The sequence below is a fragment of the Agrobacterium sp. V1 genome (assembly GCF_030518355.1).
Taxonomy (GTDB): domain Bacteria; phylum Pseudomonadota; class Alphaproteobacteria; order Rhizobiales; family Rhizobiaceae; genus Agrobacterium; species Agrobacterium cucumeris.
This window is the reverse complement of the sequence record NZ_JAULSF010000001.1, coordinates 2,203,046-2,228,251: the sequence shown is the minus strand read 5'-3', so window position 1 is coordinate 2,228,251 and position 25,206 is coordinate 2,203,046. Positions and strand designations below refer to the sequence as shown.

The following is a 25,206-nucleotide window of genomic DNA, read 5'->3' as shown; positions in this document are numbered from 1 at the left end:
GCCATGGATGGCGCAGGCTTCCGGCTGGAAGCTTAAGCCAGCCTTAAGGTTCGTTTCTCAGGTTCCCGCGCATCAAAATACCCGTGTGCCGGAATGATGGAGTGCTCAATGCGTCTGTTGGTGGTCGAGGACGATGATGTCCTGCTTGATGGTCTGCGTGTCGGGCTGCAGCTTGCCGGCTTCACCGTCGATGCCGTCATGACGCTTGGCGACGCAAAAATCGCCCTCGAGAATTGCCGTTTCGACGCCGTTGTCCTTGATGTGATGTTGCCTGACGGGTCAGGTCTCGATCTTCTGCGCCACACCCGCAATGAACGCAACCGGGTGCCGATCCTCCTGCTCACCGCCAAGGATGCGACCACGGACAAGATTTGCGGCCTCGATGCCGGCGCGGATGATTATCTGGGCAAGCCTTTCGATCTTGATGAGGTTGCCGCCCGGCTGCGGGCGATCATCCGCCGTGGCGAGGGGCGTTCCGAGGGCACGCTGTCGGCGCTGGGCGTGACGCTCGATCCGGCGAAGATGGTGGCGAAGAAGGACGACAGTGTCATTGCGCTGTCGCGCCGCGAATTTGCGATCATCCATGCCCTCATGCAGAATCCCGGCATGATTTTTTCAAAGCCGGTTCTGGAAGAGAAGCTCTATGGCTGGCAGGAGGATGTGGAAAGCAACACCATCGAGGTCCACATCCACAAGCTTCGTTCCAAGCTGGGCGCCGGTTTCATCGAGACGGTGCGTGGCGTCGGTTACCGCGTCGGGAGGGTTGCGTGATGTCGATCCGGGCAAGATTGTTTACCGTGCTTCTGTTGATGACGGGCCTCGTATGGCTGTCGGCCTGCGTGTGGATCTATACCAGCACGAAGGCGCGGCTGGAGCATGTTCTTGATGCGCGGCTGGTGGAATCGGCAAGAATGGTCGGATCCCTCGTTGGCGACCGCCCTGTCGATATCCGCCTGATAGACGGCCATTCACCGACGCATGATGAGGACGCGGACGCTGATGCGGCGGCGATACCCTCCTACGAACGCCAGCTCGCCTGCCAGATTTGGTCCATCAGCGGCCGTCTGCTCAGCAAATCGGACAGCGCCCCGGATGCTTCCCTTTCGGATCATGCCTCGGGCTTCCAGAATACGGTCATCAACGGCATCGAATGGCGTGTTTATGCGGTCGTAAAGCCGGACCTTGGTGTCAGGGTTCTGGTGGGTGACAGTGTCGAGGTTCGCGACCGGTTGGTTGACGATGTCATCAAGGGACTTCTTTATCCGGCGCTTTTCATCATGCCGCTGATGGCTGGCCTTATCTGGCTATGTGTTTCCCGGGGTCTTGCGCCCTTGCAAAAGCTCGCAAACGGCATGAAAGCGCGCGACGCGACTGAGCTCCACGGCTTTGCCGACAAGGGAACGCCATCGGAGCTTCGGCCGATGATCCATGCGCTGAACAGCCTTCTGGCGCGTGTTCAGGCGACGCGGGAGAGGGAACGCGAGTTTACGACCTATGCAGCACATGAATTGAAGACGCCGCTTGCCGGCCTGAAGACGCAGGCGCAGGTGGCCATGCGCTCCACCGATCCCGAGGTGCAGCAGCAGGCGCTGCGGCGCATCGAGCAAAGCGTCGACCGGACAAGCCGGATGGCAAAACAGCTTATCGACCTAGCTGCCGTCGATGCCACTGAAGCGCAGGCGACGAAAGCCGGCGTCGACATTCCCCGTCTGATCCTTGATGTCATACAGGAGCTGGAACCGCTCAGGCGAGCGCGCGAGGTTGAAATTACCTGCCGGCTTTCGGAAGAGGCGGATACGATCCTCATCGAGGCGGATCGGTCCCTGCTTCGTCTTGCGATCCGCAACGTGATGGAAAACGCCGTGCAGCACTCGCCGAAGGGATCGACGGTGGAATGCCGGGCGGAACTGGCAAACGGCAAGGTCAATGTCGTGGTCATCGACGAAGGGGCAGGGATCGCGGTGGAGGAGCAGGAACGGGTGCTGCAGCGCTTCTACCGTTCGCCGCGATCGGAACCGGGTGGAAGCGGCCTTGGACTTGCCATCGTCAAGATGGCAATCGACCGGCTGGGGGGGCGATTGCAGTTTTCGCAATTTGGTCAGCGGTTCGCGGTATCGCTTGAATTATGAAGGAGGCCGCCACCGGGCGGCTCTCTCTCAGAGGTCCTTTGCGAGGCGCAGTGCGTCGTAGATTGCCGCATGGGTGTTGCGCGCTGCGACCGCATCACCAATCCGGAACAGCCGGTAGGAGCCGGCAGGATTGCGCTCGACGGTCTGGGCCGCGCCCGCAATCAGCGCGTCATAGGATATTTCGCCGAGGTTCTTTGAGCCGGGCTTGAGCTCGAAATAAAGCTCGTCCAGCGGGATTGTGCCGTGATTGACGACGATCTGGTCGACAACGCGCTGTTTCGAAACGCCGCCATAATCGCTGCCGACATGGGCGATGATCTGGTTGCCGCTTCTTTCCGCCGCTTCCAGCCGGTAGGTGACGGTGAATGTCGTGTCGCGTTTCTGCAGCGAACGCATATAGGGCACGAGATTCATGGCCATGACTTCCGGGGCGAAAGAGCGATCCGGCGTCATGATCTCGACCTTGCCGCCCGCCTTGGCGATGAATTCGGCGGCCTGAAGCCCGGTGTGGTCGCCGGCATCATCATAGACGAGAACATTGGTGCCCGGCTTGACGTCGCCGGAAATGATATCCCATGCGGAGACGACCAGCTCGTTGCCCTTCGAAAGCACCTCGGTATGCGGCAGTCCGCCGGTAGCGATAATCACCACGTCGGGTTTTTCGGCGACAACCGTATCCGCCTCCGCCCAGCTGTTGAAATGGAAGATGACGCCGAGCTTCTCGCACTGGCTCATGCGCCAGTCGATGATGCCGATCATTTCGCGGCGGCGTTCGCTCTGTGCGGTCAGGCGGATCTGGCCGCCGGCGTCGCTGGCGGCTTCGAAGACCACGACCGCATGGCCGCGCTCGGCGCAGACCCTTGCGGCTTCAAGGCCTGCCGGGCCAGCGCCGACAATCACCACCTTCAGGCTTTTCTCAGCCCGGGTGATTTCATGCGGCATGGTTTCCTCGCGGCCGGTTGCCGCATTGTGAATGCAGAAGGCGAGGCCGCCCTGATAAATGCGATCAAGACAATAATTGGCGCCGACACAGGGGCGGATGTCCTCCTCCCGCTTTTCCATAATCTTGCGGACGATATGCGGATCGGTCATGTGGGCGCGGGTCATGCCGACCATGTCGACCTTGCCGGCGGCAATCGCATGCCGGGCGGTGGCGACATCCTGGATCTTGGCGGCATGGAAGATGGGGAAGCTGGTCGCCGCGCGGATTTCGCCTGCAAAATCAAGATGCGGCGCGCTGGCCATGCCCTGAATGGGGATGACGTCGGTAAGGCCGGGATCGGTGTCGATATGCCCCCTGATGACGTTGAGATAGTCGATCAGGCCGCTCTCCTTTAGCCGTCTGGAGATTTCGATGCCTTCCGCCTTGCCGGTGCCGTTCTCAAGACATTCATCGGCGGTGTAACGAACCCCGAGGATGAAATCGTCGCCGACGCGTTGGCGTATCGCCCTGAAGACGTCGAGACAGAAGCGCATGCGGTTTTCAAGCGAGCCGCCATAGGGGCCGTCAAGCTCGTTGGTCAGGGGTGAGACGAACTGGTCGATGAGGTGGCCATAGGCTTCCAGTTCCACGCCATCCATGCCGCCCGCCTTCATCCGTTCGGCAGCGTCGGCGAAATCCTTGATGATGCGCTCGATATCCCAGTCCTCGATCTTCTTCGGAAAGGCGCGGTGCGCCGCTTCCCGCTGATGCGATGGCGCGAGGACCGGCAGCCAGTCGCCCTTATCCCAGCGGGTGCGGCGGCCAAGATGCGTCAACTGGATCATAATCGCCGAACCCGCCTCATGCACGGCGTCGGTCATTTCCCGGATCCACGGAACGATTTCATCCTTGTAGGCCAAGAGATTGTTGAAAACGGGCGGGCTGTCTTTCGATACGGCGGCAGAGCCCGCCGTCATCGTCAGCGCCACGCCGCCCCTGGCCCGCTCGACGGTATAGGCGCGGTAGCGCCCTTTCGGCATGCCGTCTTCGGGGTAGGCGGGTTCGTGGGAGGTGACGATGATGCGGTTGCGCAGCGTCAGATGCTTGAGCTGATAGGGCTGAAGAAGGGGATCGTTCGACATGTGCCTGCTCCAAAACGGTTATGACACAAGGCTAAGAGAAAATGTACATATGTGTCAATTAAGAAAACACTGGTGTTTGTGAGTTCGACAAGAGTGTACGCTTTGCCTTGTCGTGCAGGGACTGATTTGCTACGCAATTGTCATGGAAGCGACATTGAATGAAACCGGTTGGCGTGGATCGCAGGAGGGTTGGCTTGAGGCCGCCTACGAGGCGCTGCTGGAATCCGGGGTGGATTCCGTCAAGATCCTGCCTCTGGCGAAAAAGCTCAATCTCTCTCGCACCAGCTTCTACTGGTTCTTCAAGGACCGGGAGGAATTGCTGGCGGCGCTGTTGTCCCGCTGGCGCGAGAAGAACACGGGAAGTATCCTCAGGCAATCGGAGGCCTATGCGGAAACCCTGGCCGAGGCGATGCTGAATGTTTTCGATTGCTGGCTGGATTCCTCGCTTTTCGACAGCAAATTCGAATTCGCGGTTCGCAGTTGGGCGCTGCAGTCCGATGATATTCTTGCCGAGCTTTGCAAAGCCGACCAGATGAGAATGGAAGCGCTTTCGCGCATGTTCATGCGTTTCGGCCACCCTGAAAATACGGCAGACGTGCGCGCCCGCACCACTTATCTCGTGCAGATCGGTTACATTTCCATGCAGGTCGAGGAAGATGTGGCGGTGCGAATGAGAAGGATTGCGGACTATATCGCGATCTATACCGGCGAGGTGCCGCAGCAGCGCGAGCTTGACCGCTTTTATGCCAGACACGGATACAGGCCTGCCCCCGAGGTCTGACGCCCGATCGCTGATCACGGCATGTCTGGACGATACAAGGACAGCAATTTGGTGTCGCCAAACGCCTGCGATGCCAGTCGGATTATGTTGGTTGCGGTGCTACAAGAAGAAGGGCCCGCCCGCCTGCAATCTACCTGCAACCTTCACCGAACAGTGGTGAGGATGGCAAGAGCTCGTCTTTGGGGGAAAGTCATTGCGAATCCTGCTTCTTGAAGATGAACCCGAAATGGCGCGTGCGCTGCTCGAGGCCCTGCGCCGGCGTGATGTGCTTGCCGATCATGTCAGCACCATCAGCGATGCCGATGCCCTTGCGCGGGATGGCTCCTACGATGTGCTGGTTCTGGATCGTCGCCTGCCGGATGGCGAGGGGCTGAGCCTCGTATCCTCGCTTCGCCGCCGGAAACATTCCGTACCGATCCTTGTCCTGACGGCGCTTGGAAGCGTCGATCACCGGGTCGATGGGCTGGATGCGGGGGCGGATGACTATCTCGCCAAGCCTTTCGCAATCGAGGAATTGCTTGCCCGCCTAAGGGCCCTTCACAGGCGCGGCCCTTCGATTTCCGACAAATATACCAGCTTCGGAAATCTCAGTATCGATCCGAAAAGCAATGAAGTCAGCGTTGCGGGTTCCGTCCTCGAGTTGCGGCGTCGGGAATATCTGGCGCTCGAAGCGCTGATGCGGCGTCCGAACCGCATCGTGACACGGTCGAGCCTGATCGAAGCGGTTTATACGCTCGACGATGAGATCGAATCCAATGCGCTCGATGCGCATATCTCGCGCATCCGGAAGAAGCTGGTGCAGGCCGAAGCGACGGTGGAGATAAGAGCCGTGCGCAATATCGGTTATCTCATCCGGGCAAAGACATGAGACCGGAGCGCAACCGATCCCTGCGATGGGGGCTGATGAAGCGCCTTTTCGCCTTGCAGGTATTTTTTCTCGTTCTTTTCGTCATTCTTCTCGTTGGCTGGATCTGGATCATCGATCCGCGGCTGGAAGGCGCCAATGAAGAGGCCGCACGCATCATTGCGGAAAGCGTGACAAAGGATGGGCAGGGCCGGCCACAGGTGTCGGCTACGCCCGATCTGGAGGCGTTGAAGCAGCGCTACTCTAATCTCTGGTTTGTCGTGCGGGACGCCGACGAAATCGTCCTGCAATATGGGGATATCCCGGCGCCTGCTCTGGAAGCGGTGTTTCCCCGGGGCATCGAGAGGGCGCGTCTGGAGGCCGGGGAAACAGTCCGGGCCACCATGGAAAACCGCGATACGCCGGCCGGGCGGCTGCAGTTCATTGCCGGGACGGAAAAAGGCTTCCCGAATGACGGCATCAGTCTGTGGATCAATGTGCAACTGGATCTCGAAAAGGATGCCGATGGTGCCATCCGCTGGCTGACCGTGCTGCCCGGTGTCGGTTTCATCATCCTTGTCGCCGTCGTGCCCATGCTGCTCTTGACGGGTATTGCGACATTGCTGGTGACGCCCCGTGCGGTTGGCCGTTCGCTGAGCGGTCTCATGGAAACGGTAGCCGAGGCACAATCGATCAATTTCGAAAACCGCTCCGCCCGGATCGATCGCTCGAAGGTGCCGAATGAAATCATTCCGCTGGTGGATGCTTTCAATGTTGCGCTCTCGAAACTGGACGAAGGCTATAATCGCCGCAACCGCTTTTTGGCCGATGCCGCCCATGAACTGAGGACGCCGATTGCGATTGCGCGCGTCCGGGCCGATCTTCTCCCCGATGACGAGCTGAGCCGGCAGCTGCGGGCAGATATCGACCGCCTCACCCGCGTCGCGCATCAGCTTCTTGAAATGCAGGCGGTGGGCGCGGTGGAACTGCCTGCCGAAGAGCAGGATCTGAACGTTCTCGTCGAACGCATCGCGACCGATCTTGCGCCGATTGCGATGGATGCCGGTTATGAGTTCGATTTCGAACCCAGCGAAGGAAAGGCTCTCTTCACGGTCCAGACCTCGATCATCGAGATGGCGGTCGTCAACCTCATTCGCAATGCCATCGATCATGGTGGCGGCAAAGGCGCGATCGTCATCCGGATTGGCGCAGCTGGAACCATAGATGTCTGTGATGAGGGGCCGGGCATACCCGTTGCGGAACGCGAGCAGGTATTTGAACCGTTCCATCGCATCAATACGAACTCTTCCGGTGCCGGTCTGGGTCTCAACCTGGTCCAGAAGGCGGCGGAGCTTCATCGCGGCCGCGTTACGTTCCTCGACCTTGATCCCGGCTTTGGTGTTCGGCTGGAAATTCGATCGGTAATTTTGCGAGATAAGGCTGTTGCCGTCGTCTAAAAATATTAGGCATCAGGCTGCGCCGGCATGGGGAAATTTCTTACAATTTAGTTAAGGAATTTCATTTAACTATATTAAATTACTGGATTATTTTTCAATAAATTCGTTTCATGCAATCCAGACGTAATTCTCGTGGGGAAAATGACCGTATCTGCTGAGCCCATCCGCACAGGAGATCAACGGGAGCCGGTTTCCGGTTCTTCAACGCGAACGGAAACCCTGCAGCCGTCAGAGCATGGCGCATCGGTTTCGTCTGGAGTCATTTAATGTCGTTCATCGCAAAATCGCTTGTCACCGTAGCGGCTGCCGTCATGGTCGCAACCAGTGCCTATTCGGCTGATCTTACCAACTACAATGCGCAGCAATTCGACTATGCCAATCCGCCGGCCTTTTCCTGGGGTGGGGCTTATGTCGGTGCTCATGGCGGCATCGCCTCCCCGAGATTTAATCCGCTGGCCAGCGGCCGGGGTCTGACGGGTGGCGTACAGGCCGGCTATAATTTCCAGTTCGGCTCCGGCGTTGTCGGCGCGGAACTGGAAGGCTCCTATCTTGGAAACGAAGCACGCGTGCCGAACGGTCGGTTGAGAGAGCGCTTCCGGGGCGCGGCCAAGCTGAAGGCCGGTGTTGCGCTTGACCGCACGCTCGTTTACGGCACCGCCGGCCTGACCACGACGAAATTCAAGGATACGAATGGCGTTAACGGTCCCGATGGCTGGAAACAGGGCTATCTGCTGGGAGCAGGTCTGGAACAGAGCTTTGGTGGCGGTCTGTCGGCCAAGTTTGAATATAATTATGTGAGCACCGGAAATGTCACCACGACGACCTCGAGCGGGCGGTCAAAAACCGATGTGACCGATCATGTCATCAAGGCCGGCCTGAACTATCGTTTCTGAGCGGCCGATCCGATGACAGATTCCAGGGAGAGTTCAAAAGAATATCGCCGCTTTCAACATGGAAGCGGCGGTAAAACAGCGCATGGCGCGAAACGGGCGGGGCCGGGGGAGATCTGAAATCCCGAAACGATCATTCGCATTCAAGCGAAGGCTGCCGGAAGCTCGTCACATACCACTCGCTCCCGGAATTGCGGGTGTAGAATGTATAGAAACAATCGATGCGTTCGACATAACCCGGTGTCTCCGACACTTCGTAACGTTCGCCATGCCGGGTCGACCGCACTTCACCGCTGGATGATCCGGCAACGACCTGTGTCTTGTTCTTCCGCCACTGGTAAGCCTGCTGACCGGGACCCATGCTGTAAATATTGTCCGGCGGTCCGTAATCCAGCATCACGCTGGTGATAGGCGCGCCAATATAGCTTTTCATGACCGTCGAGGCGCAGGCGGTGAGCACTGCCGATACGGCGGCGATGAGAATGATCGCTGCCGGGACTGCAAGTGACGATCTGTCGGACATGGGAATTCCTTTCAGCTGCGGTGGATTTCCGCAGGGATAGGAACCGGTCATTGCAAGTACATTGCACGTAAAGATCGCAAGGCGAGCGGGGTGCCGGTGTCAGAGGCCGGCAATATTGCGGCCGATATGCCGCAGGATGCTTTTGAAAAGCTTTACCTCATTGGGATCGAGACCTTCGATCGCGGTTTTTTCGAACATCGCCGCGATGGGCATCAGCTCGTCGGCCAATTCCTTGCCTTTTGTCGTCAGCGTGATGCGCACGATGCGGGCATTGTCGGCCGGTCGTTCGCGGCTGACAAGGTTGCGCCGGACCATCAGCCCCACCAGCCGGGACAGTGTGGAAATCTCCACCGACACCATGTCCGAAAGCTCGGTCAGCGTCTTGCTCTCCTGCTGTCTCAGTGTCGCCAGCACGCGGTACATCGGCAGAGTGATGTCATAGGAGGCCAGTCTCAGCGAAAAACGTTCGCCAAGCCGAACGCCCACCCAGTTGAGCAGGTAGGGTACCGAGTCGGTGAACTGATAAGACACGAAGCAAATCCCCGTTTGAGAACCATCTGCGCAGATGCTGATGTGCGCCTATCGGCTGTACCGGCACAATCCATCCGTTTCAATAGCTTCGCTCCAGAAGACCGGGGAATGCGCGACTACATCGCTGCCTGAAATGACAAAAAACATTTGCATTGACAAATATTGCAAACGCAAATAAATAAGAATGCAGGATTTGGGAGGATCTCATGACATCAGCACTGTTCGGCCTGAGCAACCTTGCACCGGAAGGCGTCGGCCAGACTTTTCGCACGACGATGCGCCGTTTTCCAGCAACCGTGACGGTTATCACTGCCTGTGCTTCCGGCGATCAGCGTGATCATGGCATGACCGTGACGGCCGTCACGTCAGTCTCGATGGAGCCGCCCTCTCTTCTGGTTTGCTTGAACAACCGCACCTTGCTGCATGAATTGCTGCTGTGCCGGCCGGATTTCATTGTCAATGTGCTGACCCAGGATCAGATCGCGCTTTCGGATGCGTTCAGCGGCAAGGTCTCGCCGGAGGAGCGCTTCGGCAATGGTGACTGGCAACGCCACGAAAACGGCGTCCTTTATCTGCCCACGGCCCATGCGGCCATCGCCTGCCGCCGCGTTGCAGCGATGCCCTATGGAACGCATACCGTGTTCATAGGGCAGGTGGTTTCGGCCGATGTCAGCGAGACGACACGACCGCTGCTTTACGAAAACGCCCAATATTGCGCCGCAAGTCCGGCAAGTCTGCCAGCCTGATATTTCCCGGCCTGTCAGCCACCGGCCAAGTACCTTTCCGAAGGAGACAATCATGAACGATATGAGCCATGCGCCGCAGCCGGCGCAAACGACCCCGCGTGTTCACCTCACCGGCCGCGTTGCCGGCATAGCCGATCTTTTCCGGGCGAGCGCCCGCCAGACGGAAGAGGCGCGGCGCGTTCCCGCCAGCCATATCGAGGCGCTGCGTGGTATCGGTTATTTCGACATCGTCAAACCCCGCGCCTTTGGCGGAAAGGGCGGTGAATTCGCTGAACTGGTCGAGGCCAATATCGAGCTTTCGGCTGCCTGTGCGTCGACTGGCTGGGTGGCTGGCCTGCTTTCCGCCCATCAATGGCTGCTGGCGATGTTTCCGGAAGAGGCGCAGGCCGATGTCTGGGGTGAAAATCCTGACGCGCTGCTATGTGGTTCCTACGCACCGGTGAAAATGGCTGACGTCGCCGAGGGCGGTTATCGCCTCAGCGGCAAATGGGCCTTCGCTTCGGGTTGCGAAAATGCGCAATGGTCGCTCTGCGCCGCCATTCTGCCGCCGCAGGGTGAGGGCAGGCCGGTTCCCGCTTTCCTGCTCGTTCCCGCCAGCCAATATGTCATTGAAGATACCTGGCATGTGGTGGGGCTGGCCGGCACCGGCTCCAAGACGCTGGTTCTCGATGATGTCTTCGTCCCCAAGCATCGGGTTCTGACCTTCCCGGACGCCACGAGCGGCAAGACGCCCGGCGGGCAATATTATGCCGGGGAAGGCCTGTTCAACATGCCGCTTCTGACCGGCATTCCTTCCTGTCTCGCGGCCGCCGGTGTTGGTGCGGCCAAGGGTGCGCTTGTCGCTTATGTCGACCATGTCGGTGGCCGGGTGACGCGCGGTGCGGTGGCCGGTGGCAACAACCGCATGGCCGAATTTCCGACCATTCAGCTGCGTGTTGCCGAAGCGGCGGCAAGCGTGGATGCGGCCTGCGAAATCCTGCTGCGCGATGTGGCGCGCGCACAGGTGCTGGCGCAGGCCCGGATCGAAGGCCGGGCGGAATTCAGCGTAGATGACCGCCTTTTGAGCCGTCGTGGCCAGGCCTTTGCGGTGTCGCTGGCGCTGCGCGCCGTGCAGGCGCTGAACGATTCCACTGGCGGCGTCGGGCTCGATCTTGCCAATCCTGTGCAGCGGGCCTGGCGCGATGCCAATGCAGTTGGCCGCCACATCAGCATGAACTGGGATGCCGTGGGCACCATGATCGGCCAGAGCATGCTCGGGCTGGAACCCAAGGGCCAGTATTGACCGCGCATCAAGCGGCACGTGAACAGCAATTTCGGAGGAAACAACATGCAAGGCAAGGTCGCTCTCGAGGAGCATTTCGCAATCCCGGAAACACTTCAGGATTCGGCCGGTTTCGTACCCGGCGACTACTGGAAGGAGCTGCAGCACCGCTTGCTCGACATTCAGGATACGCGCCTGAAGCTGATGGATGCGCATGGCATCGAAACCATGATCCTGTCGCTGAATGCGCCGGCGGTGCAGGCTATTCCGGACAAGAACAAGGCGATCGAGATTGCGCGGCGCGCCAATGATGTGCTTGCCGAAGAATGCGCCAAGCGGCCGGATCGTTTCCTTGGCTTCGCCGCCCTGCCTTTGCAGGACCCGGATGCGGCGACGGAGGAACTTCAGCGCTGCGTCAACGATCTCGGTTTCGTCGGTGCGCTCGTCAACGGTTTCAGCCAGGAGGGCGACGGCCAGACGCCGCTTTATTACGACCTGCCGCAATATCGCCCCTTCTGGGGAGCGGTCGAAAAGCTCGACGTGCCGTTTTACCTGCATCCGCGCAATCCGCTGCCGCAGGATTCGCGCATCTATGACGGCCATCCCTGGCTGCTTGGTCCGACGTGGGCCTTTGCGCAGGAAACGGCTGTTCATGCGCTGCGTCTCATGGCGTCGGGCCTGTTTGACGAACATCCGCGCCTCAACATCATTCTTGGCCATATGGGTGAAGGGCTGCCCTACATGATGTGGCGCATCGACCACCGCAATGCCTGGGTGAAGCTGCCACCGCGTTATCCGGCCAAGCGCCGTCTCGTGGATTATTTCAACGAGAATTTCCACATCACGACGTCGGGCAATTTCCGCACCCAGACGCTGATCGACGCCATTCTGGAAATCGGTGCCGACCGCATCCTGTTTTCCACCGACTGGCCGTTCGAGAATATCGACCATGCCTCCGACTGGTTCAACGCGACGAGTATTGCGGAAGCCGATCGGGTGAAGATCGGCCGCACCAATGCCCGCCGCCTGTTCAAGCTCGACGGGGCCTGAGCCATGCAGCCCTTCGTCTACATGGCAGCTCCTGCCCGCATCGTCTTCGGAGCGGGCAGCTCGACAGGGGTGGCGGAGGAAATCCGCCGCCTTGGCCTGTCGCGGGCGCTGGTGCTTTCCACGCCACAGCAGAAGGGCGATGCGGAAGCGCTGGCCGACCGGCTTGGCCGTCTTGCTGTTGGTACCTTCTCCGAGGCTGCCATGCACACGCCGGTTGAGGTGACGAAGAGGGCGGTCGAAGACTACCGCGCCGCCAATGCGGATTGTGTTGTGGCGCTCGGCGGCGGCTCGACCACCGGTCTCGGCAAGGCGATTGCGCTGCGCACCGATGCGGCGCAGATCGTCATTCCCACCACCTATGCCGGTTCCGAGGTGACGCCCATTCTTGGCCAGACGGAAAACGGGGTGAAGACCACCATGCGCGGGCCGGAAATTCTGCCTGAGGTCGTGATCTACGATGCGGAGCTGACACTCGGTTTGCCTGTGGTCATCAGCATGACAAGCGGACTGAACGCCATGGCCCATGCGGCTGAGGCGCTCTATGCTCGGGATCGCAATCCCATCGCCAGCCTGATGGCGGTGGAGGGATTGCGGGCAATGGTCGAGGCGCTTGCCCGTGTGAAGGCCGAGCCGCAGGATATTACGGCGCGCGAGACGGCACTTTATGGCGCTTGGCTGTGCGGCACGGTGCTAGGCGCCGTCGGCATGTCGTTGCATCACAAGCTTTGCCACACGCTGGGCGGCAGTCTCGATCTGCCACATGCCGAAACCCATGCGGTGCTTTTGCCGCACACCGTTGCCTATGTGGAGCAGGCGGTGCCTGATCTGCTCGCGCCGCTTGCCGCACTGGTTGGCGGCCGGGCTGGGGCTGGGCTTTTCGACTTTGCCGCCCGGCTCGGTGCGCCAGTGAGCCTTGCAGCGCTTGGTGTGCAGCAGGGTGATCTCGATCCAATGGCCGAGCTTGCGACGGCCAATCCCTATTGGTGCCCGCGGCCAATCGAAAAAACCGCGATCCGCGACCTGTTGCAGCGCGCCTTTGATGGCGCGCGGCCGGAGTGATGGGAGGAAGACATGACGGATACGAAGATGACCAGCGATGATGGCTATTTCATCGAGGAGCGTTCGGCGGAGACGGTGATTGCCCGCATGCGCGACTGTGACGATCCGCGCCTGAAGGAGATCATGGCGGTCGTTACCCGCAAGCTGCATGAGGCGGTGAAGGAAATCGAACCGACCGAGGAGGAGTGGATGAAAGCTATCCATTTTCTCACCGAGGTCGGCCAGATCTGCAATGAATGGCGGCAGGAGTGGATCCTGTTTTCCGATATTCTTGGCGTTTCTATGCTGGTTGACGCCATCAACCACCGCAAACCGAGCGGCGCGTCGGAATCCACCGTTCTCGGGCCTTTCCATGTGGCTGATGCGCCGGAAATGCCGATGGGCGCTAATATCTGCCTCGATGGCAAGGGCGAGGATATGGTGGTGACTGGCCGCATTCTCGATACCGAAGGCGCACCGGTTGCCGGCGCGCGCATCGATGTCTGGCAGGCCAATGATGAAGGTTTCTACGACGTGCAGCAGAAGGGCATTCAGCCGGACTTCAATCTGCGCGGTGTGTTCGTTACCGGCGAGGACGGGCGCTACTGGTTTCGGGCGACGAAGCCGAAATATTATCCGATCCCGGATGACGGCCCGGTCGGGCGATTGCTGCGGGCCATGGGGCGTCATCCCTACCGGCCGGCGCATCTGCATTATATCGTTTCGGCAGAAGGCTTTACCACGCTTGTCACGCATATTTTCGATCCGGATGATCCCTATATCCGTTCGGATGCGGTGTTCGGTGTGAAGGAGAGCCTGCTGGCCGACTTCCAGCGGGTGGAGGATGCGGAAAAGGCCCGGCAACTGGATTTCATCGGCGAGTGGTTCTGGTCGGTGAACCATGATTTCGTGCTTGCCCGATGAGCACGGGCAACCGGACAGGTCTCTATGTTCGCTTTGCCGAAAGCGACCCCGCCGCCCTGGAGCAGCGGACGGCGCAGATGGAGGCGCACAAGGCCTATTTGCGCAGTGAGGAGACCGCGCCCGTGGGGTTCAGAATTCTGGCATCCGGCCCCATGCAGGCGGAAAGCGGCGGGTCATCTGCCGCACTCGTCATTGCCGAAGCCCATTGCATTGAAGATATGATTGCCTTTAGCGCTGCCGATCCGTTTGTCGTTCACGGCGTCTATAGGAGCGTTCGTATTCTGCACTGGACGCCAACACTATCGAGGTTTTCCGGGCTGAAGCCTGACTGACATTTCTGTCGGGTCCTGGGGCCTGACAATCATAAACATTGCATTTGCAATTTTTGCAAATGCAATGTTTAATCGGAGACGGGTGATATCGGCGATATGTGTCTTGACAGGAGCGGGACACATATCAGGGTGGACCAGGCCGGGCACTCGCGGAGCTATCGCCGGGAACGGGAGACGCAATCCATTCCGGATAGCGCGTTCAGGCGTGAAAGGGAGGAAGATGTCCACGAATTATATGAGCGCCGCCTCGGTGCGGACGAAAAACCCGGCTGGCGTCATCGCGACATGTGGTCTGATGATCATGTTCGACGGATACGATCTGGTCGTTTACGGCGCGGTTGCGCCGGCGCTGCTGAAAGAGGGCGCTTGGGCGCTCAACCCTGCCATGGTCGGTCGCGCTGCGGCGCTGACGCTGGTGGGCATGCTGCTCGGCGCGCTGTTTGCCGGCACCATGGCGGACCGTATCGGCCGCCGCAAGGTCGTGCTCATCAGCCTTGCCGGGTTTTCATCGATGATGATTGCTTCGGCCATGACGCCGAACTTTCTGGCTTTTGAAATCACGCGCTTCCTTGCCGGTCTCGGCCTGGGGGCGCTTTTGCCGACAGTGACCGCGCTGGTGCTCGAATTCTCGCCGCCGCACCGCAGGGCGCAGGCCAATTCCCTGTCTTTCCTCGGCTATCTCATCGGCGGCATCATTTCCGGTCTGATGGGTATTCTCCTGCTGGAGAGCTATGGCTGGCGACCTTTGATGCTGATCGGTGGTCTGCCACTTATTCTTCTGCCGATATTCATGCGGTTCCTGCCGGAATCGCCGGAATGGCTGGCAAGCAAAGGCCGACAGGCGGAGGCAGACGGCATTTGCGACAGCTACGGTCTGCAACGCATCGTGCCGCATGCGAAAATTCAAAAGGGTGGCGTCGGTGCGCTGTTTTCGGAAGGCCGGTTGCTTTCGACGTTGAATGCCTGGGGCATTCACTTCTGCTCGCTGCTTCTGACTTTCGGCATGGTCAACTGGCTGCCGACCATCATGAACAAGATGGGTTATGATATCAGCTCGGCGCTCAGTTTCTCGATCATGCTCAATGTCGGGGCCGCGATCGGCATCCTCATTGGCGGGCGGTTTGCCGATAAGGGCAACGTCAAGGTGGTCGTCGCGGTGCTATTTGCCATCGGTGCCACCTCTATCTGGGCTTTGACGGTGAACAAGGGGCCGCTGCTCTATGTCTTCGTCGCGCTTGCCGGTGCCGGAACGATCGGAACCCAGATCCTTGCCAATGTTCTGGTCGGCCGGCTTTATCCTGTTCATATTCGCGGCACGGGTCTCGGCTTTTCGCTGGCGGTGGGGAGGCTGGGCGGCATTGCCGGGCCAATGATCGGCGGCCTCGTTTTGCAACGCGGTCTCGCGCCGGAATGGAATTTCTACATTTTCGGCTCGGTCGCGTTGACCGGCTTGTTGCTGACCGTGTTGACCCTGCTTTACCGCACATCGGGTGATGAGCGGGTTTGATGGTAGAAACGGCGAGCCGCGGGACTGAAATCCGCGGCTCGCGCACTATGCCTTACGGGAAACCGGTGCGATGCTTTCCATTTGCTGCAATGTCCGCTCATTCGTGCGCTTGGCGCGGGCCAGCGCATCGTCGCGATCTTCGGGCAGCGTATAGGTCATATAGGACAACGAGGTTTCGAGGTCGTTGTTGTTGTGCCCCAGAATGGCGGCGAAATAGCTGTTCTTGGTGACGTGGGGCGGTGCGAAATTGTGATACGCCACCTCGGCATAGAGGTGCCGTAGGCCATAGGGCTTGGGAAGCTCTTCCTTCGGCCAGAAATCCTCGAACAGGTTAAAAACCGTGTCCCGGAGCAGCAGACGGGTTTCTGACGAAAAATCGTCGATCGACATGCCGTGCCACAGTTTTCCCTGGCCGCTTGCGCGCAGGCGTTCATAGGCGGAGAGAATGGTGGCGGAGCGGGCAAGAACCGGGATTTCGTAGGTGATGCCGAATTTCGTTCCTTCGCCCTGTTTGGTCTTGGCCTGGCCGTTGAACAGGATGCTCCATTTGGAAACGCCCTTGCCATAGGGGGCGGGGGAAAACTCGGCCTGGGTAAAGACCTCGTAAGGACGCCGTCCCGTCATGCCGATCAGGCCTATGCCGATCATCAGCGGATCGGCTGACTGCAGGCAATCGGCGCAGATCTTCAGAACCTGCCGGTAGTTTTCGAATGTGATCAGCGCGCCATGCTTGTTGGCGATCTTTTCCATCTTGACCTTGCGGGCGTCGTCATACATCGCGGCATCGCCGGTCGCGATCTTCAGCATCGGGTGATCATCACCGAAGGCTTCGCGGATCGCATTGCGGTATTTGGTGATGTAGGAGATGATCGTCGTCTGCGCCCTGTCCTTCATGATGCTGAGTTCAGCATTCCAGAGTGCCTGCATTTCCTCTTTTTTGGCCACGCCGTTCATTGCTGCAATGAAGTCCGCGATGCGCAGAAGAACCGTGGGCTTGCGGCCGGCAGTGTTGAATTCCGCCCGCTCGATTTTTTCGACGATGGATGTCGCCACGCCGGTTTTCGGATAGTCGGCCCGCTCGATATAGGTATTCAGCCGTTCACGCAGTTTTTTCATGTTGCAGATGGCAAGCGGTGTGCTCTTTGGGCCGAACTCGGCCTTCAGCGCATACCGATATTTCATGATATAGAGTTCGAGCGTCTTTTCAGTGCGGCCATTGTCGAAGTGGTAGCGGACTTCAGCATCCCACAGATCGCGGATTTTCTTGTTCCGCACAGCGTCGCTGCTTTTCATCGCTTCTCTGACGCCGGCGACGAACTGGTCGATGCGTTCCACGAGGACGGGTGTTTTTGTCTTGCGCTTTAAGGCGGGCATGCGGCGGCTCCCTGAACCGGTCCGAAAATATAAAATCCATGGTTGGCAATCAACAGAAGCATGGTTGAGGAAACGCCATGAACATTCGCCGCCGGCCGGGTTCTTTTGAATAATAATTTAATCGATTCCGCAAGCGTGGGTGGCGATCGAAGACGGGTTTCGAACTGCCGCCGGTCATTCAACCGGGGCTGAAGGCTGCGGGAGATGATGTTTCCGGGGAGGGAGCCTGCAAATTCATGTTCGGAGCTTCGGAAATTCTCCCGAAGCCCCTCAGGTCAAAATACTCTATTTGGGCAGCCGCGTCTTCAGCGATGTCACAATCCGCTTTGCGAGTGCCTCATAGTCTTCGTCGAAATGGTGGCCGCCTTCAATGGCGATGGTTTCCACACCCTTCGCCTTCAGGCCGGGGCAGGGGTCTTCATCCTCCTCCTCCGTGCCATATACGCACTGTACCAGCTTCGGATCGATCTTGGCGATGTCATCCACCGTCTTGCCACCCTTGCCTTCGCCAGCCACGCCAAGCCAGCCCTGAACGGAGATTTCGAAATCCACTTCCGTCGACAGGCCCAGCAGCGAGAGCTGCACGACGTGGGATTTCGCGCGTTCCGGCAGAAGATTGTAGGTTGCAGGAATGATGTCGGCACCGAAGGAATAGCCGATCAGCACGACGTTGCGAACCTTCCATTGCTTGCGATAGGTGTCGATGATGCGGCCAAGGTCGCTTGCCACTTCCTGTGGCTGCTTTTCTTTCCAGAAATACCGCAGGGCGTCGACGCCGATCACGGGAATGCCCTGTTTTTGCAGCGCACCGCCCACTTCCTCGTCGAGATCGCGCCAGCCGCCGTCGCCGGAATAGATCACCGCCATGGTGTCCATGACAGGGCTTGTTTCGAGAACCTTGATCGGCAGGCCGAGCGGGCTGTCGGTGTCGCCGGCGGCGTCGATCTGGTCGGACAGGGTCTGTGTCAGGATTTCGTCCGCCTTGTCATCCACGTCAGTCACGTCGATATCGGGATGCAGCTTGACGAGTGCGTTGACGTGGTCGCGGCCCTTCTGGTCCGCAGCGGGCGTAAACAGCACGCTGACGGGCGCCGGCAGCGGACCGTCGGTCAGGCCATAGACCGTTTCGCCATCCACCTTGTCCTTGGTGGCGGGCGTGCAGAGTATCTTCTCGAGCGGCAGGCCCGCTTTGGGGTCGACGGCGATGGCGTCGCGGACGGTGGAGACCGGGCTTTGCGCGATCATCGCCAGCGCCAGCGTTCCGCCCTTGCCGATGCCGGTGAGAATGGGCTGGCGATAGCTGCTGGTGCCGGCGGTGCGCTGGATCTGCTGCGACAGCGACTCGACGTCAGAGATCATGTAAATGCACTCGTCGTCATCGGCTTCGAGCGCCTTCAGATATTCCTTGAAGTCGATGCCAACCACGGCGGCACCCTTTGCAACCAGCGCCTTGGCGCGCTCTTCGTCGGCATTGGTCCAGCCGTCCGCGTCGGAAATCAGGAAGACGCTGGCGAGAATATCGCCGTCCGGTACCATGATGTGCTCGGCCGGGATCATGCCGGTCTCATAGGCTGGCTTGTCCTGCGCAAAAACGGAGGTAGAGGCGAACAGGGCGGAAGCGGCGATGACCGCCTTCATCATGGTGGATTTTCTCATTTTCCGATCACTCCTCTGACGCCGCCGCTGATCAGAACCGTTGCGTCCATCAGCGCCAGCGCGGCGTCTGCGCCGTTCTGAACGGCAAGGTAACGCGGTTCCCATTTCGGGTGGAACTTCGTCTTGAATGCACGAAGGCCCTTGAAGTTGTAGAAACGTTCGCCGTGTTCGAACAGCGTGCTGCCAATGCGATCCCAGACGGGTGCCGCATCGCGCTTCGACATGCCGGACATGGGCGCCATGCCGAGATTGAAGCTCTCATAACCCGCCTCACGCAGATATTGCATGATACTGACGAAGAGGAAATCCATCGCGCCGCGCGGCGCATCCGCCGAAAAGCGCATGAGATCGACGGTGGCTTCCTTTTTCGTTTCCGTCACCATCAGATTGGCGAAGGCGGTGATCTTTCCATCTTTGCGAAGAATGGCAACGGGCTGGGACAGGATGTAGTCCGGTTCGAAAGCACCGAGCGAGAAGCGTTTTTCCCGCGTATTGTGATGCGCAAGCCAGCCATCGGAGACCTGTTTCAATTCATCGAGAATATCCGGCACCTGCGATTGTTCGACAACCTCGAAGGTCAGCCCGTCGCGTGCGCCGCGGCTCAGCGACTGGCGAAGGGTGGCGAGCTTGCCGCCCTTCAGTTCGAATGTGGTGAGGTCGACCAGTGCCAGTTCGCCGAGCTTGAAGGCGCGCAGGCCGGCATCGGCGCAATGGGAGAGCAGGAAAGGCGAAATCTGATAAAAGGCGGCGCGTGCGCCCGCCGAACGGGCGGCTTCCACAAATTGCCAGACGAGATCGGGAAAATCCTCCTCGTCGCCAACCGGATCGGCAAAAGCGATCCAGGAACGGCCCTGAATGCCGTACATGATGAAGGCGTTGCCGCTCTCGGAGAACATCACGTGTTTGTCGCCCATGCGCACAAGGTTTGCGTCGGCGGCGTCCTGTTTCATGACGATGCCGGTTGCGTTTACCACGTCTTCGGGCTCGATCGCATCCGGCCTGTAGGCCACCGGCCGCATGAGGCTGAAGATGGCGATGGTGGATGAGGCGAGCACGAGACCGAGAAGGGCGCGCAAACCGCGTGGCGCTTCTTCGGAGAATTCGAACTGCCACCACAGGGTCTGACTGTAATCCGTATCGCGATAGACAAAGAGCAGGATGGTTGCCGCGCCGGCGACGATGACGGCCATGGCGGCGAGCCAGCTTGGCCCCAGCGCCTGCTTCACCAATGAGGCATGGCGGTTGAAGCTGCGCATATTGGCGGCGAGTGCGATGATGAAGACGCCGAGGATAGCGGCTTCAAAGACGGCGATGGCCTTGAGGATGGAGAGAACCAGCGCCAGCGAGGCGGCGACCAGCGCAATCCACCAGGCTCCATCAAGCCGCTGGCCGAGGCCACGTGAGGCGACGACGAGCACAAGGCCGAGAATGCTGGTGAGAAAATGCGCGGCTTCGATGATCGGCAGCGGCACGAAATTGGAAAGGAAATCCAGATTGCTGTCGGGCGTCGGCGTCACGCTCGAGAAGATCAGCATGGTACCGAGGATCATCGCGAAGGTGGATAGCAGCGGCGGTGCGAGCCGCACGGCAAGCTGGCTGATATCGGAGACGACAGGCTTTGCGGCGAACTGCTTCATCTCCGAGACCAGCATCACCAGAATGGCGACCACCAGCGGCAGGACGTGATAGATCACGCGGTATAGAACAAGGCTGCCGAGCAGCTGGTCGACGCTGATGGCGTTGCCAAGCCCTGCGACCATCACGGTTTCAAAGACGCCAAGACCGGCCGGCACATGGCTGAGGACGCCAAGGCCGACGGCAGTGGCGTAGATGGCGAAAAATGTCGGCCAGCCGAGATGCGTGTCGGGCAGCAGCACGTAAAGCACGGAAGCGGAGGCGGCGATATCGAAAGCCGAGACGAGGAACTGACGCGACGATGTGCGGCTGTCGGGAAGGCGAAGACGCCATGCGCCGAGACGGATCGTGCGGCCGTTGCGCCCGATATAGGCGGCCACCACGAGAACGGCGATGACGGCGAGCGCCGCCCCTCTGAGGATCAGCGCATCAACGCCGATGATGGCGGCGATGCGTGGTGCGACGATGAAGGTGGAGATGGCGCTGACCGAAAGCAGGCCAAGCCCGAAGGACAGCGTGACAAAGGCGATGACGCGGGCGATTTCACCGGGCGACAGCCCAAGCCGCGAATAGGCGCGAAAGCGGATGGCGCCACCGCTCAAGGGGCCGAAACCGGCAGTATTGCCGATCGCATAAGCGGCAAAAGCTGTCGCCGCCATGGGCGGCAGCGGCAATTTGCGGCCGATATATTCGATCGCATTGGCGTCGTAGAGTATCAGCGCCAGAAAGCTGAGCGCAGTGAAGAAAATGGCAAGCAGAACCGCCGAAGCCGAGGTCTGCGTCAGCGCGTCGATGACGTCGTCATAACGCACTTCGGAGGTCAGGTGATAGATGGCGAAGGTCATCATCACGAAGACGAGCGTGATGGCGATCGCGGTCAGATAGGGGCGGTTTCGGGCAATGAAGCTTTCAACCGCGGATTCCGCGACATCTGTTTGTGTGATTTCGCTCTTGTCTGCCATTTGCTTTATCCAGCGCCCATTCCCAGCTTGGCGAACCACAGGAATGTGTCGCTAATTCGTTTCGGTTGAGGAAATGTGATTAGCAGAAAAGCATGAAGTGTCGATGTAGAGTTTGGCCCGCTCGTCGGTGGATTTTCGCCAATCCTAAAGGCAGAAATGCAACTATGAAATGCATGATTTGCCGGATTGTTCCGAAAAATATCAAATTAAGCGCTGCGGTTGCTTGGTGGTGGCGTTTGATGCCATTACACGCTCCTTTTGATTGAAGGAGATGCAGATGAACACGCCCACAAGAATAGCGCTTTCGCTCGTCGTCGCCCTCGTGGCGGGCGGCGGATACATGGCAGTGGACAAGATGCGCGGTGCCGAATGGGTCGTTTCGCCGCAGCAGATTGCGGAGGCCAAGGCAAAAGGGCAGATGGGTTATGAGTCCCGCCCGGGCACAGTGACCGTGTTGCCGATCCGTAGTGAAACGGCGGATGTATTGCCGATGAAATGGGCGATGATCGGTGTGGTTGCCGGGCTTCTGGCCTTCCGGGCGAGCGGCAAGAAAAAAGCGGCAAAGGCTTAAGGGCCTGCCGCTTCATATCTCCGGCGTTCCGCGCCGGAGATGGATTTTACGCTGAGCCTTATGCGCCCCAGGTTTTTTCCAGCACGCGGACCCAGTTGCGGTGGCAGATCTTGGCAAGCGCCTCGTTGTCGTAGCCGCCGTTGCGCAGGGCTTCGACCAGCAATTGCAGATCGCCCGCATCCTTCATGGCGGCGGGAATGGTGGTGCCGTCGAAATCCGAACCGAGGGCCACGTGATCGATGCCGATGCGGTTGACGATATAGTCGACATGGCGGACAAGTTCGCCAAGATCGGTATCCGGGTTCTTCACGCCGTCCTGGCGCAGGAACAAAACGCCGAAATTGATGCCGGCAAGACCACCCGTGTCGCGGATGGCATCCAGCTGGCGATCCGTCAGGTTGCGGCTGTGGTTACACAGCGCATAGGCGTTGGAATGCGAGGCGACGAGCGGTGCGTCTGAAATCCTGGCGATGTCCCAGAAACCCTGCTCGTTCATGTGCGACAGGTCGACCATGATCTTCAGTTCGTTGCAGGTCTTCACCAGCCGCTTGCCGGCATCGGTGAGGCCGGGGCCGATATCCGGCGTCGAGGGGAACCGGAAGGGAACGCCATAGGCGAAAATGTTCGGGCGGCTCCAGACTGGTCCGAGCGTGCGAAGGCCCGCTTCGTAGAGCACGTGCAGCGCATCCAGATCAGCGCCGATCGCTTCCGCGCCCTCGATATGGAAGACCGAGGCAAAAGCGCCCGATGCCATGGCGCTGCGGATATCGGCGGCGGTGCGGCAAACCTTCAGTGCGCCGGCGGATTGTTTCTCGGCGCGGAACAGCAGGCCGGCCATGGCGAGCGTCGCCTTCAGCGCGTCGGCTTCTGCCGGTGTCGAAAAATCGCCGTTGGTGTCCTTCTCCATGCTTGGCGACGGCACGTAGATGGCGCAGAGGCCGCCGGCCAGCCCACCCTTCCTGGCGCGTGGCAGGTCGATGTGGCCAACCGTGTCACCCTCGATGAGCAGGGTCTCGGGAGAGGCATTGCCCGACCGCCATAACCGCAGAAGCACATCGTTGTGGCCGTCGAAGACGGGTACGGTTTTTTCATCGGTCATGGTCATTCACCTTCGGATAGGGGGAGGGCGCGGATGCGCGCCTATTCAGACTTTTGAGAATTGGTAGAGGAAAGGTCAAGGCGGGAGCAAATGCAATCCGTGCATAGGCTCTGCCAAATTTGGAATTGGTCGGGCCTCGTTTGCTCGTGTTAATCGCGGGAAAACATAAAAAAAATGACTGGATTGGGGCAAACCCACCGTTTTCCGAAAAATAAGGTCCGAAAGGGGATTTTCGATGATTTCAAGACGCAACCTGTTGATTGCCGGCGCCGCCGTTCCGTTCCTGTCCTATGCGCGCATTCCGGCATTTGCCGCGACACCGAAGGACATTCTTGTCGTCGCGCAGCAGCTGGACAATATGACGAGCCTTGACCCGCATGAAGGTTTCGAAGCCGTCGGCGGTGAAATCATCTCCAACATGTATCAGAAGCTGGTGCGCGCCAACCGTGAGGATTCCACCAAGGTTGATCCGGTTATCGCGAAATCCTGGGAAGCCGATGCGGACAGCAAGGTCTTCACCTTCGTGATCGGTGACGAAGCGACATTCGCGAGCGGTGAGAAAGTGACCGCGGAAGATGTTGCGTTCTCGCTGCAGCGCGCCATCAAGATGAACAAGAGCCCGGCCTTCATCATCAGCCAGTTCGGCTTCACGCCTGAGAATGCCGAGACGACCATCGTTGCCGCCGACGACAAGACGGTGAAGCTGACGACGGCAAAGCCGACCGCCATCTCCTTCCTGCTTTATTGCCTCTCCGCCAATATCGGTGCGATCGTCGAAAAGAAGGCGGTTCTTGCCAATGCGTCGGGCGAAGACCTCGGCAATGGCTGGCTGCAGAAGAACAGCGCCGGTTCCGGCGATTTCATGCTGCAGGCCTGGAAGCCGAGCGAAAGCGTCGCACTCACCGTCAACCCGAACGGTCCTTACAAGGGCAATATCAAGCGTATCGTGCTGCGCCATGTCACCGATCCGTCTTCGCAGCTGCTGATGCTGCAGAAGGGCGATATCGACATTGCACGCGACCTGACGTCGGAGCAGCTGCGTACCGTCAAGGACGACGCCAATATCGAGCTGGAGCGCAAGTCCATCGCCTCGCTGGTGCTGATCTCGCTCAACCAGGGCAATGAGAACCTTGCCAAGCCGCAGGTCTGGCAGGCGATCAAGTGGGCGCTGGACTATAAGGGCATGCAGGAAAACCTGGTGTCGCTGACCCACAAGGTTCACCAGAGCTTCGAGCCGGAAGGTTTCCCGGGTGCGGTCAACGACACGCCCTACCAGCGCGATGTCGAAAAGGCCAAGGCTTTGATGGCCGAAGCCGGCCTTGCCGACGGTTTCGAGATCAGCATGGATCACTATTCCGCCCAGCCTTACCCGGATCTGGCGCAGGCCATTCAGGCCAACCTTGCCGATATCGGCATCAAGGTGCGTCTGCAATCGGCTGAAAACCGTCAGGTTCTGACCAAGATGCGCGCCCGCGAACACCAGATGGCGCTTTCCGCATGGGGCACGGATTATTTCGATCCGCATTCCAATGCCGATGTCTTCAACATCAACAAGGACAATGGCGACGACGCCAAGTCGAAGCCCTTCCTGTGGCGTTCGCGTTTCAAGAACGACGACTTCGCCGCCAAGGCGGAAGCCGCCCGTGACGAGAAGGACCCGGCAAAGCGCGTGGAGCTTTATGAAGCCCTGCAGCGCGAGCACATGGAAAACAGCCCCTTCGTGTTCATGTTCCAGACCACGAAGACGGCAGCCTTCCGCAAGGGTGTTTCCGGCTTCGAACTCGGCGTTCTCTCCGAGGGCAATTCCTACCACGATGCGAAGAAAGCGTGAC

General features: G+C 59.4%; 22 protein-coding genes. 15 read left to right on the top strand and 7 right to left on the bottom strand.

The genetic code is table 11. The features are described from left to right. The first annotated feature begins 108 nt into the window (after positions 1-108). Positions 109-771, top strand: a complete 663-nt coding sequence (locus QSV77_RS10880; protein WP_046801585.1) for a response regulator transcription factor — start codon at positions 109-111, stop codon at positions 769-771. After that, positions 771-2,129, top strand: a complete 1,359-nt coding sequence (locus QSV77_RS10875) for an ATP-binding protein (RefSeq protein ID WP_271362396.1) — start codon at positions 771-773, stop codon at positions 2,127-2,129. The genes QSV77_RS10880 and QSV77_RS10875 overlap by 1 nt, the downstream gene beginning before the upstream one ends. A 27-nt stretch (positions 2,130-2,156) precedes the next feature. Here QSV77_RS10875 and QSV77_RS10870 read toward each other — a convergent pair whose 3' ends face one another. Beyond that, entirely contained in the window at positions 2,157-4,193 is a 2,037-nt protein-coding gene (locus tag QSV77_RS10870; RefSeq protein WP_302733448.1) for an NADH:flavin oxidoreductase, read from the bottom strand. A 142-nt stretch (positions 4,194-4,335) separates the two neighbouring features. Here QSV77_RS10870 and QSV77_RS10865 point away from each other — a divergent pair, with 142 nt between their 5' ends. The 4 genes from QSV77_RS10865 to QSV77_RS10850 all read left to right on the top strand — a co-directional run bounded on the left by QSV77_RS10865 (position 4,336) and on the right by QSV77_RS10850 (position 8,168). Continuing rightward, positions 4,336-4,974, top strand: a complete 639-nt coding sequence (locus QSV77_RS10865) for a TetR/AcrR family transcriptional regulator (RefSeq protein WP_302733447.1) — start codon at positions 4,336-4,338, stop codon at positions 4,972-4,974. A 193-nt stretch (positions 4,975-5,167) separates the two neighbouring features. Further along, positions 5,168-5,842 carry a response regulator transcription factor gene (locus QSV77_RS10860; protein ID WP_302733446.1) on the top strand — a complete coding sequence of 225 codons (675 nt, stop codon included), beginning with the start codon at positions 5,168-5,170 and terminating at the stop codon, positions 5,840-5,842. Positions 5,843-5,877: 35 nt separating this feature from the next. Then, positions 5,878-7,275 (top strand): HAMP domain-containing sensor histidine kinase, encoded by a 1,398-nt coding sequence (locus tag QSV77_RS10855; protein WP_302733444.1) that lies wholly within the window; start codon positions 5,878-5,880, stop codon positions 7,273-7,275. A gap of 266 nt (positions 7,276-7,541) precedes the next feature. After that, the gene (locus QSV77_RS10850) at positions 7,542-8,168 is read left to right on the top strand and encodes an outer membrane protein (RefSeq protein WP_302733442.1); all 627 of its coding nucleotides are present in this window, start codon (positions 7,542-7,544) and stop codon (positions 8,166-8,168) included. A gap of 130 nt (positions 8,169-8,298) precedes the next feature. On the opposite strand, the gene QSV77_RS10845 is transcribed toward QSV77_RS10850, so the two are convergent. Together QSV77_RS10845 and QSV77_RS10840 are read right to left on the bottom strand one after the other, a co-directional pair. Next, positions 8,299-8,688 (bottom strand): hypothetical protein, encoded by a 390-nt coding sequence (locus QSV77_RS10845; protein ID WP_142840605.1) that lies wholly within the window; start codon positions 8,686-8,688, stop codon positions 8,299-8,301. 99 nt (positions 8,689-8,787) lie between these two features. Then, positions 8,788-9,219, bottom strand: a complete 432-nt coding sequence (locus QSV77_RS10840; RefSeq protein ID WP_142840604.1) for a MarR family winged helix-turn-helix transcriptional regulator — start codon at positions 9,217-9,219, stop codon at positions 8,788-8,790. Positions 9,220-9,425: 206 nt separating this feature from the next. Between QSV77_RS10840 and graD the strand changes: the two genes are divergently transcribed. From graD to QSV77_RS10805, 7 genes are all read left to right on the top strand, one after another. Further along, positions 9,426-9,965 (top strand): FADH(2)-dependent resorcinol hydroxylase reductase component, encoded by a 540-nt coding sequence (gene graD, locus QSV77_RS10835; protein ID WP_142840603.1) that lies wholly within the window; start codon positions 9,426-9,428, stop codon positions 9,963-9,965. Between the two features lie 52 nt (positions 9,966-10,017). Continuing rightward, entirely contained in the window at positions 10,018-11,247 is a 1,230-nt protein-coding gene (gene graA, locus QSV77_RS10830) for an FADH(2)-dependent resorcinol hydroxylase oxygenase component (protein ID WP_302733441.1), read from the top strand. 45 nt (positions 11,248-11,292) lie between these two features. Next, entirely contained in the window at positions 11,293-12,276 is a 984-nt protein-coding gene (tsdA, locus tag QSV77_RS10825) for a gamma-resorcylate decarboxylase (protein ID WP_302733440.1), read from the top strand. Positions 12,277-12,279: 3 nt separating this feature from the next. Continuing rightward, positions 12,280-13,335 (top strand): maleylacetate reductase, encoded by a 1,056-nt coding sequence (locus tag QSV77_RS10820; RefSeq protein ID WP_302733439.1) that lies wholly within the window; start codon positions 12,280-12,282, stop codon positions 13,333-13,335. Between the two features lie 12 nt (positions 13,336-13,347). Beyond that, on the top strand, positions 13,348-14,238 hold the full coding sequence (gene graB, locus QSV77_RS10815; RefSeq protein WP_302733438.1) for a hydroxyquinol 1,2-dioxygenase: 891 nt from the start codon (positions 13,348-13,350) through the stop codon (positions 14,236-14,238). Beyond that, entirely contained in the window at positions 14,235-14,570 is a 336-nt protein-coding gene (locus QSV77_RS10810) for a YciI family protein (RefSeq protein ID WP_302733437.1), read from the top strand. Before graB ends, QSV77_RS10810 begins: the two co-directional genes overlap by 4 nt. 220 nt (positions 14,571-14,790) lie before the next feature. Beyond that, positions 14,791-16,077, top strand: coding sequence for an aromatic acid/H+ symport family MFS transporter (locus QSV77_RS10805; protein WP_302733436.1), 1,287 nt, complete (start codon positions 14,791-14,793; stop codon positions 16,075-16,077). 45 nt (positions 16,078-16,122) lie between these two features. Here the strand turns inward: QSV77_RS10805 and QSV77_RS10800 are convergent, their stop codons facing one another. From QSV77_RS10800 to mprF, 3 genes are all read right to left on the bottom strand, one after another. Next, the gene (locus tag QSV77_RS10800) at positions 16,123-17,451 is read right to left on the bottom strand and encodes a telomere resolvase (protein WP_269703379.1); all 1,329 of its coding nucleotides are present in this window, start codon (positions 17,449-17,451) and stop codon (positions 16,123-16,125) included. 285 nt (positions 17,452-17,736) lie between these two features. After that, the gene (locus QSV77_RS10795) at positions 17,737-19,107 is read right to left on the bottom strand and encodes a virulence factor (RefSeq protein WP_302733435.1); all 1,371 of its coding nucleotides are present in this window, start codon (positions 19,105-19,107) and stop codon (positions 17,737-17,739) included. Beyond that, on the bottom strand, positions 19,104-21,704 hold the full coding sequence (gene mprF / locus QSV77_RS10790; RefSeq protein ID WP_302733434.1) for a bifunctional lysylphosphatidylglycerol flippase/synthetase MprF: 2,601 nt from the start codon (positions 21,702-21,704) through the stop codon (positions 19,104-19,106). The genes QSV77_RS10795 and mprF overlap by 4 nt, the downstream gene beginning before the upstream one ends. A gap of 277 nt (positions 21,705-21,981) precedes the next feature. On the opposite strand from mprF, the gene QSV77_RS10785 reads away from it, so the two are divergent. Continuing rightward, positions 21,982-22,275, top strand: a complete 294-nt coding sequence (locus QSV77_RS10785; RefSeq protein WP_142840594.1) for a hypothetical protein — start codon at positions 21,982-21,984, stop codon at positions 22,273-22,275. A 58-nt stretch (positions 22,276-22,333) separates the two neighbouring features. Here QSV77_RS10785 and QSV77_RS10780 read toward each other — a convergent pair whose 3' ends face one another. Next, the gene (locus tag QSV77_RS10780; protein WP_302733433.1) at positions 22,334-23,374 is read right to left on the bottom strand and encodes a dipeptidase; all 1,041 of its coding nucleotides are present in this window, start codon (positions 23,372-23,374) and stop codon (positions 22,334-22,336) included. 235 nt (positions 23,375-23,609) lie between these two features. Between QSV77_RS10780 and QSV77_RS10775 the strand changes: the two genes are divergently transcribed. Beyond that, complete coding sequence (locus tag QSV77_RS10775; RefSeq protein WP_262533898.1) at positions 23,610-25,205, top strand: ABC transporter substrate-binding protein; 1,596 nt, start codon at positions 23,610-23,612, stop codon at positions 25,203-25,205. Position 25,206 lies beyond the last annotated feature (1 nt).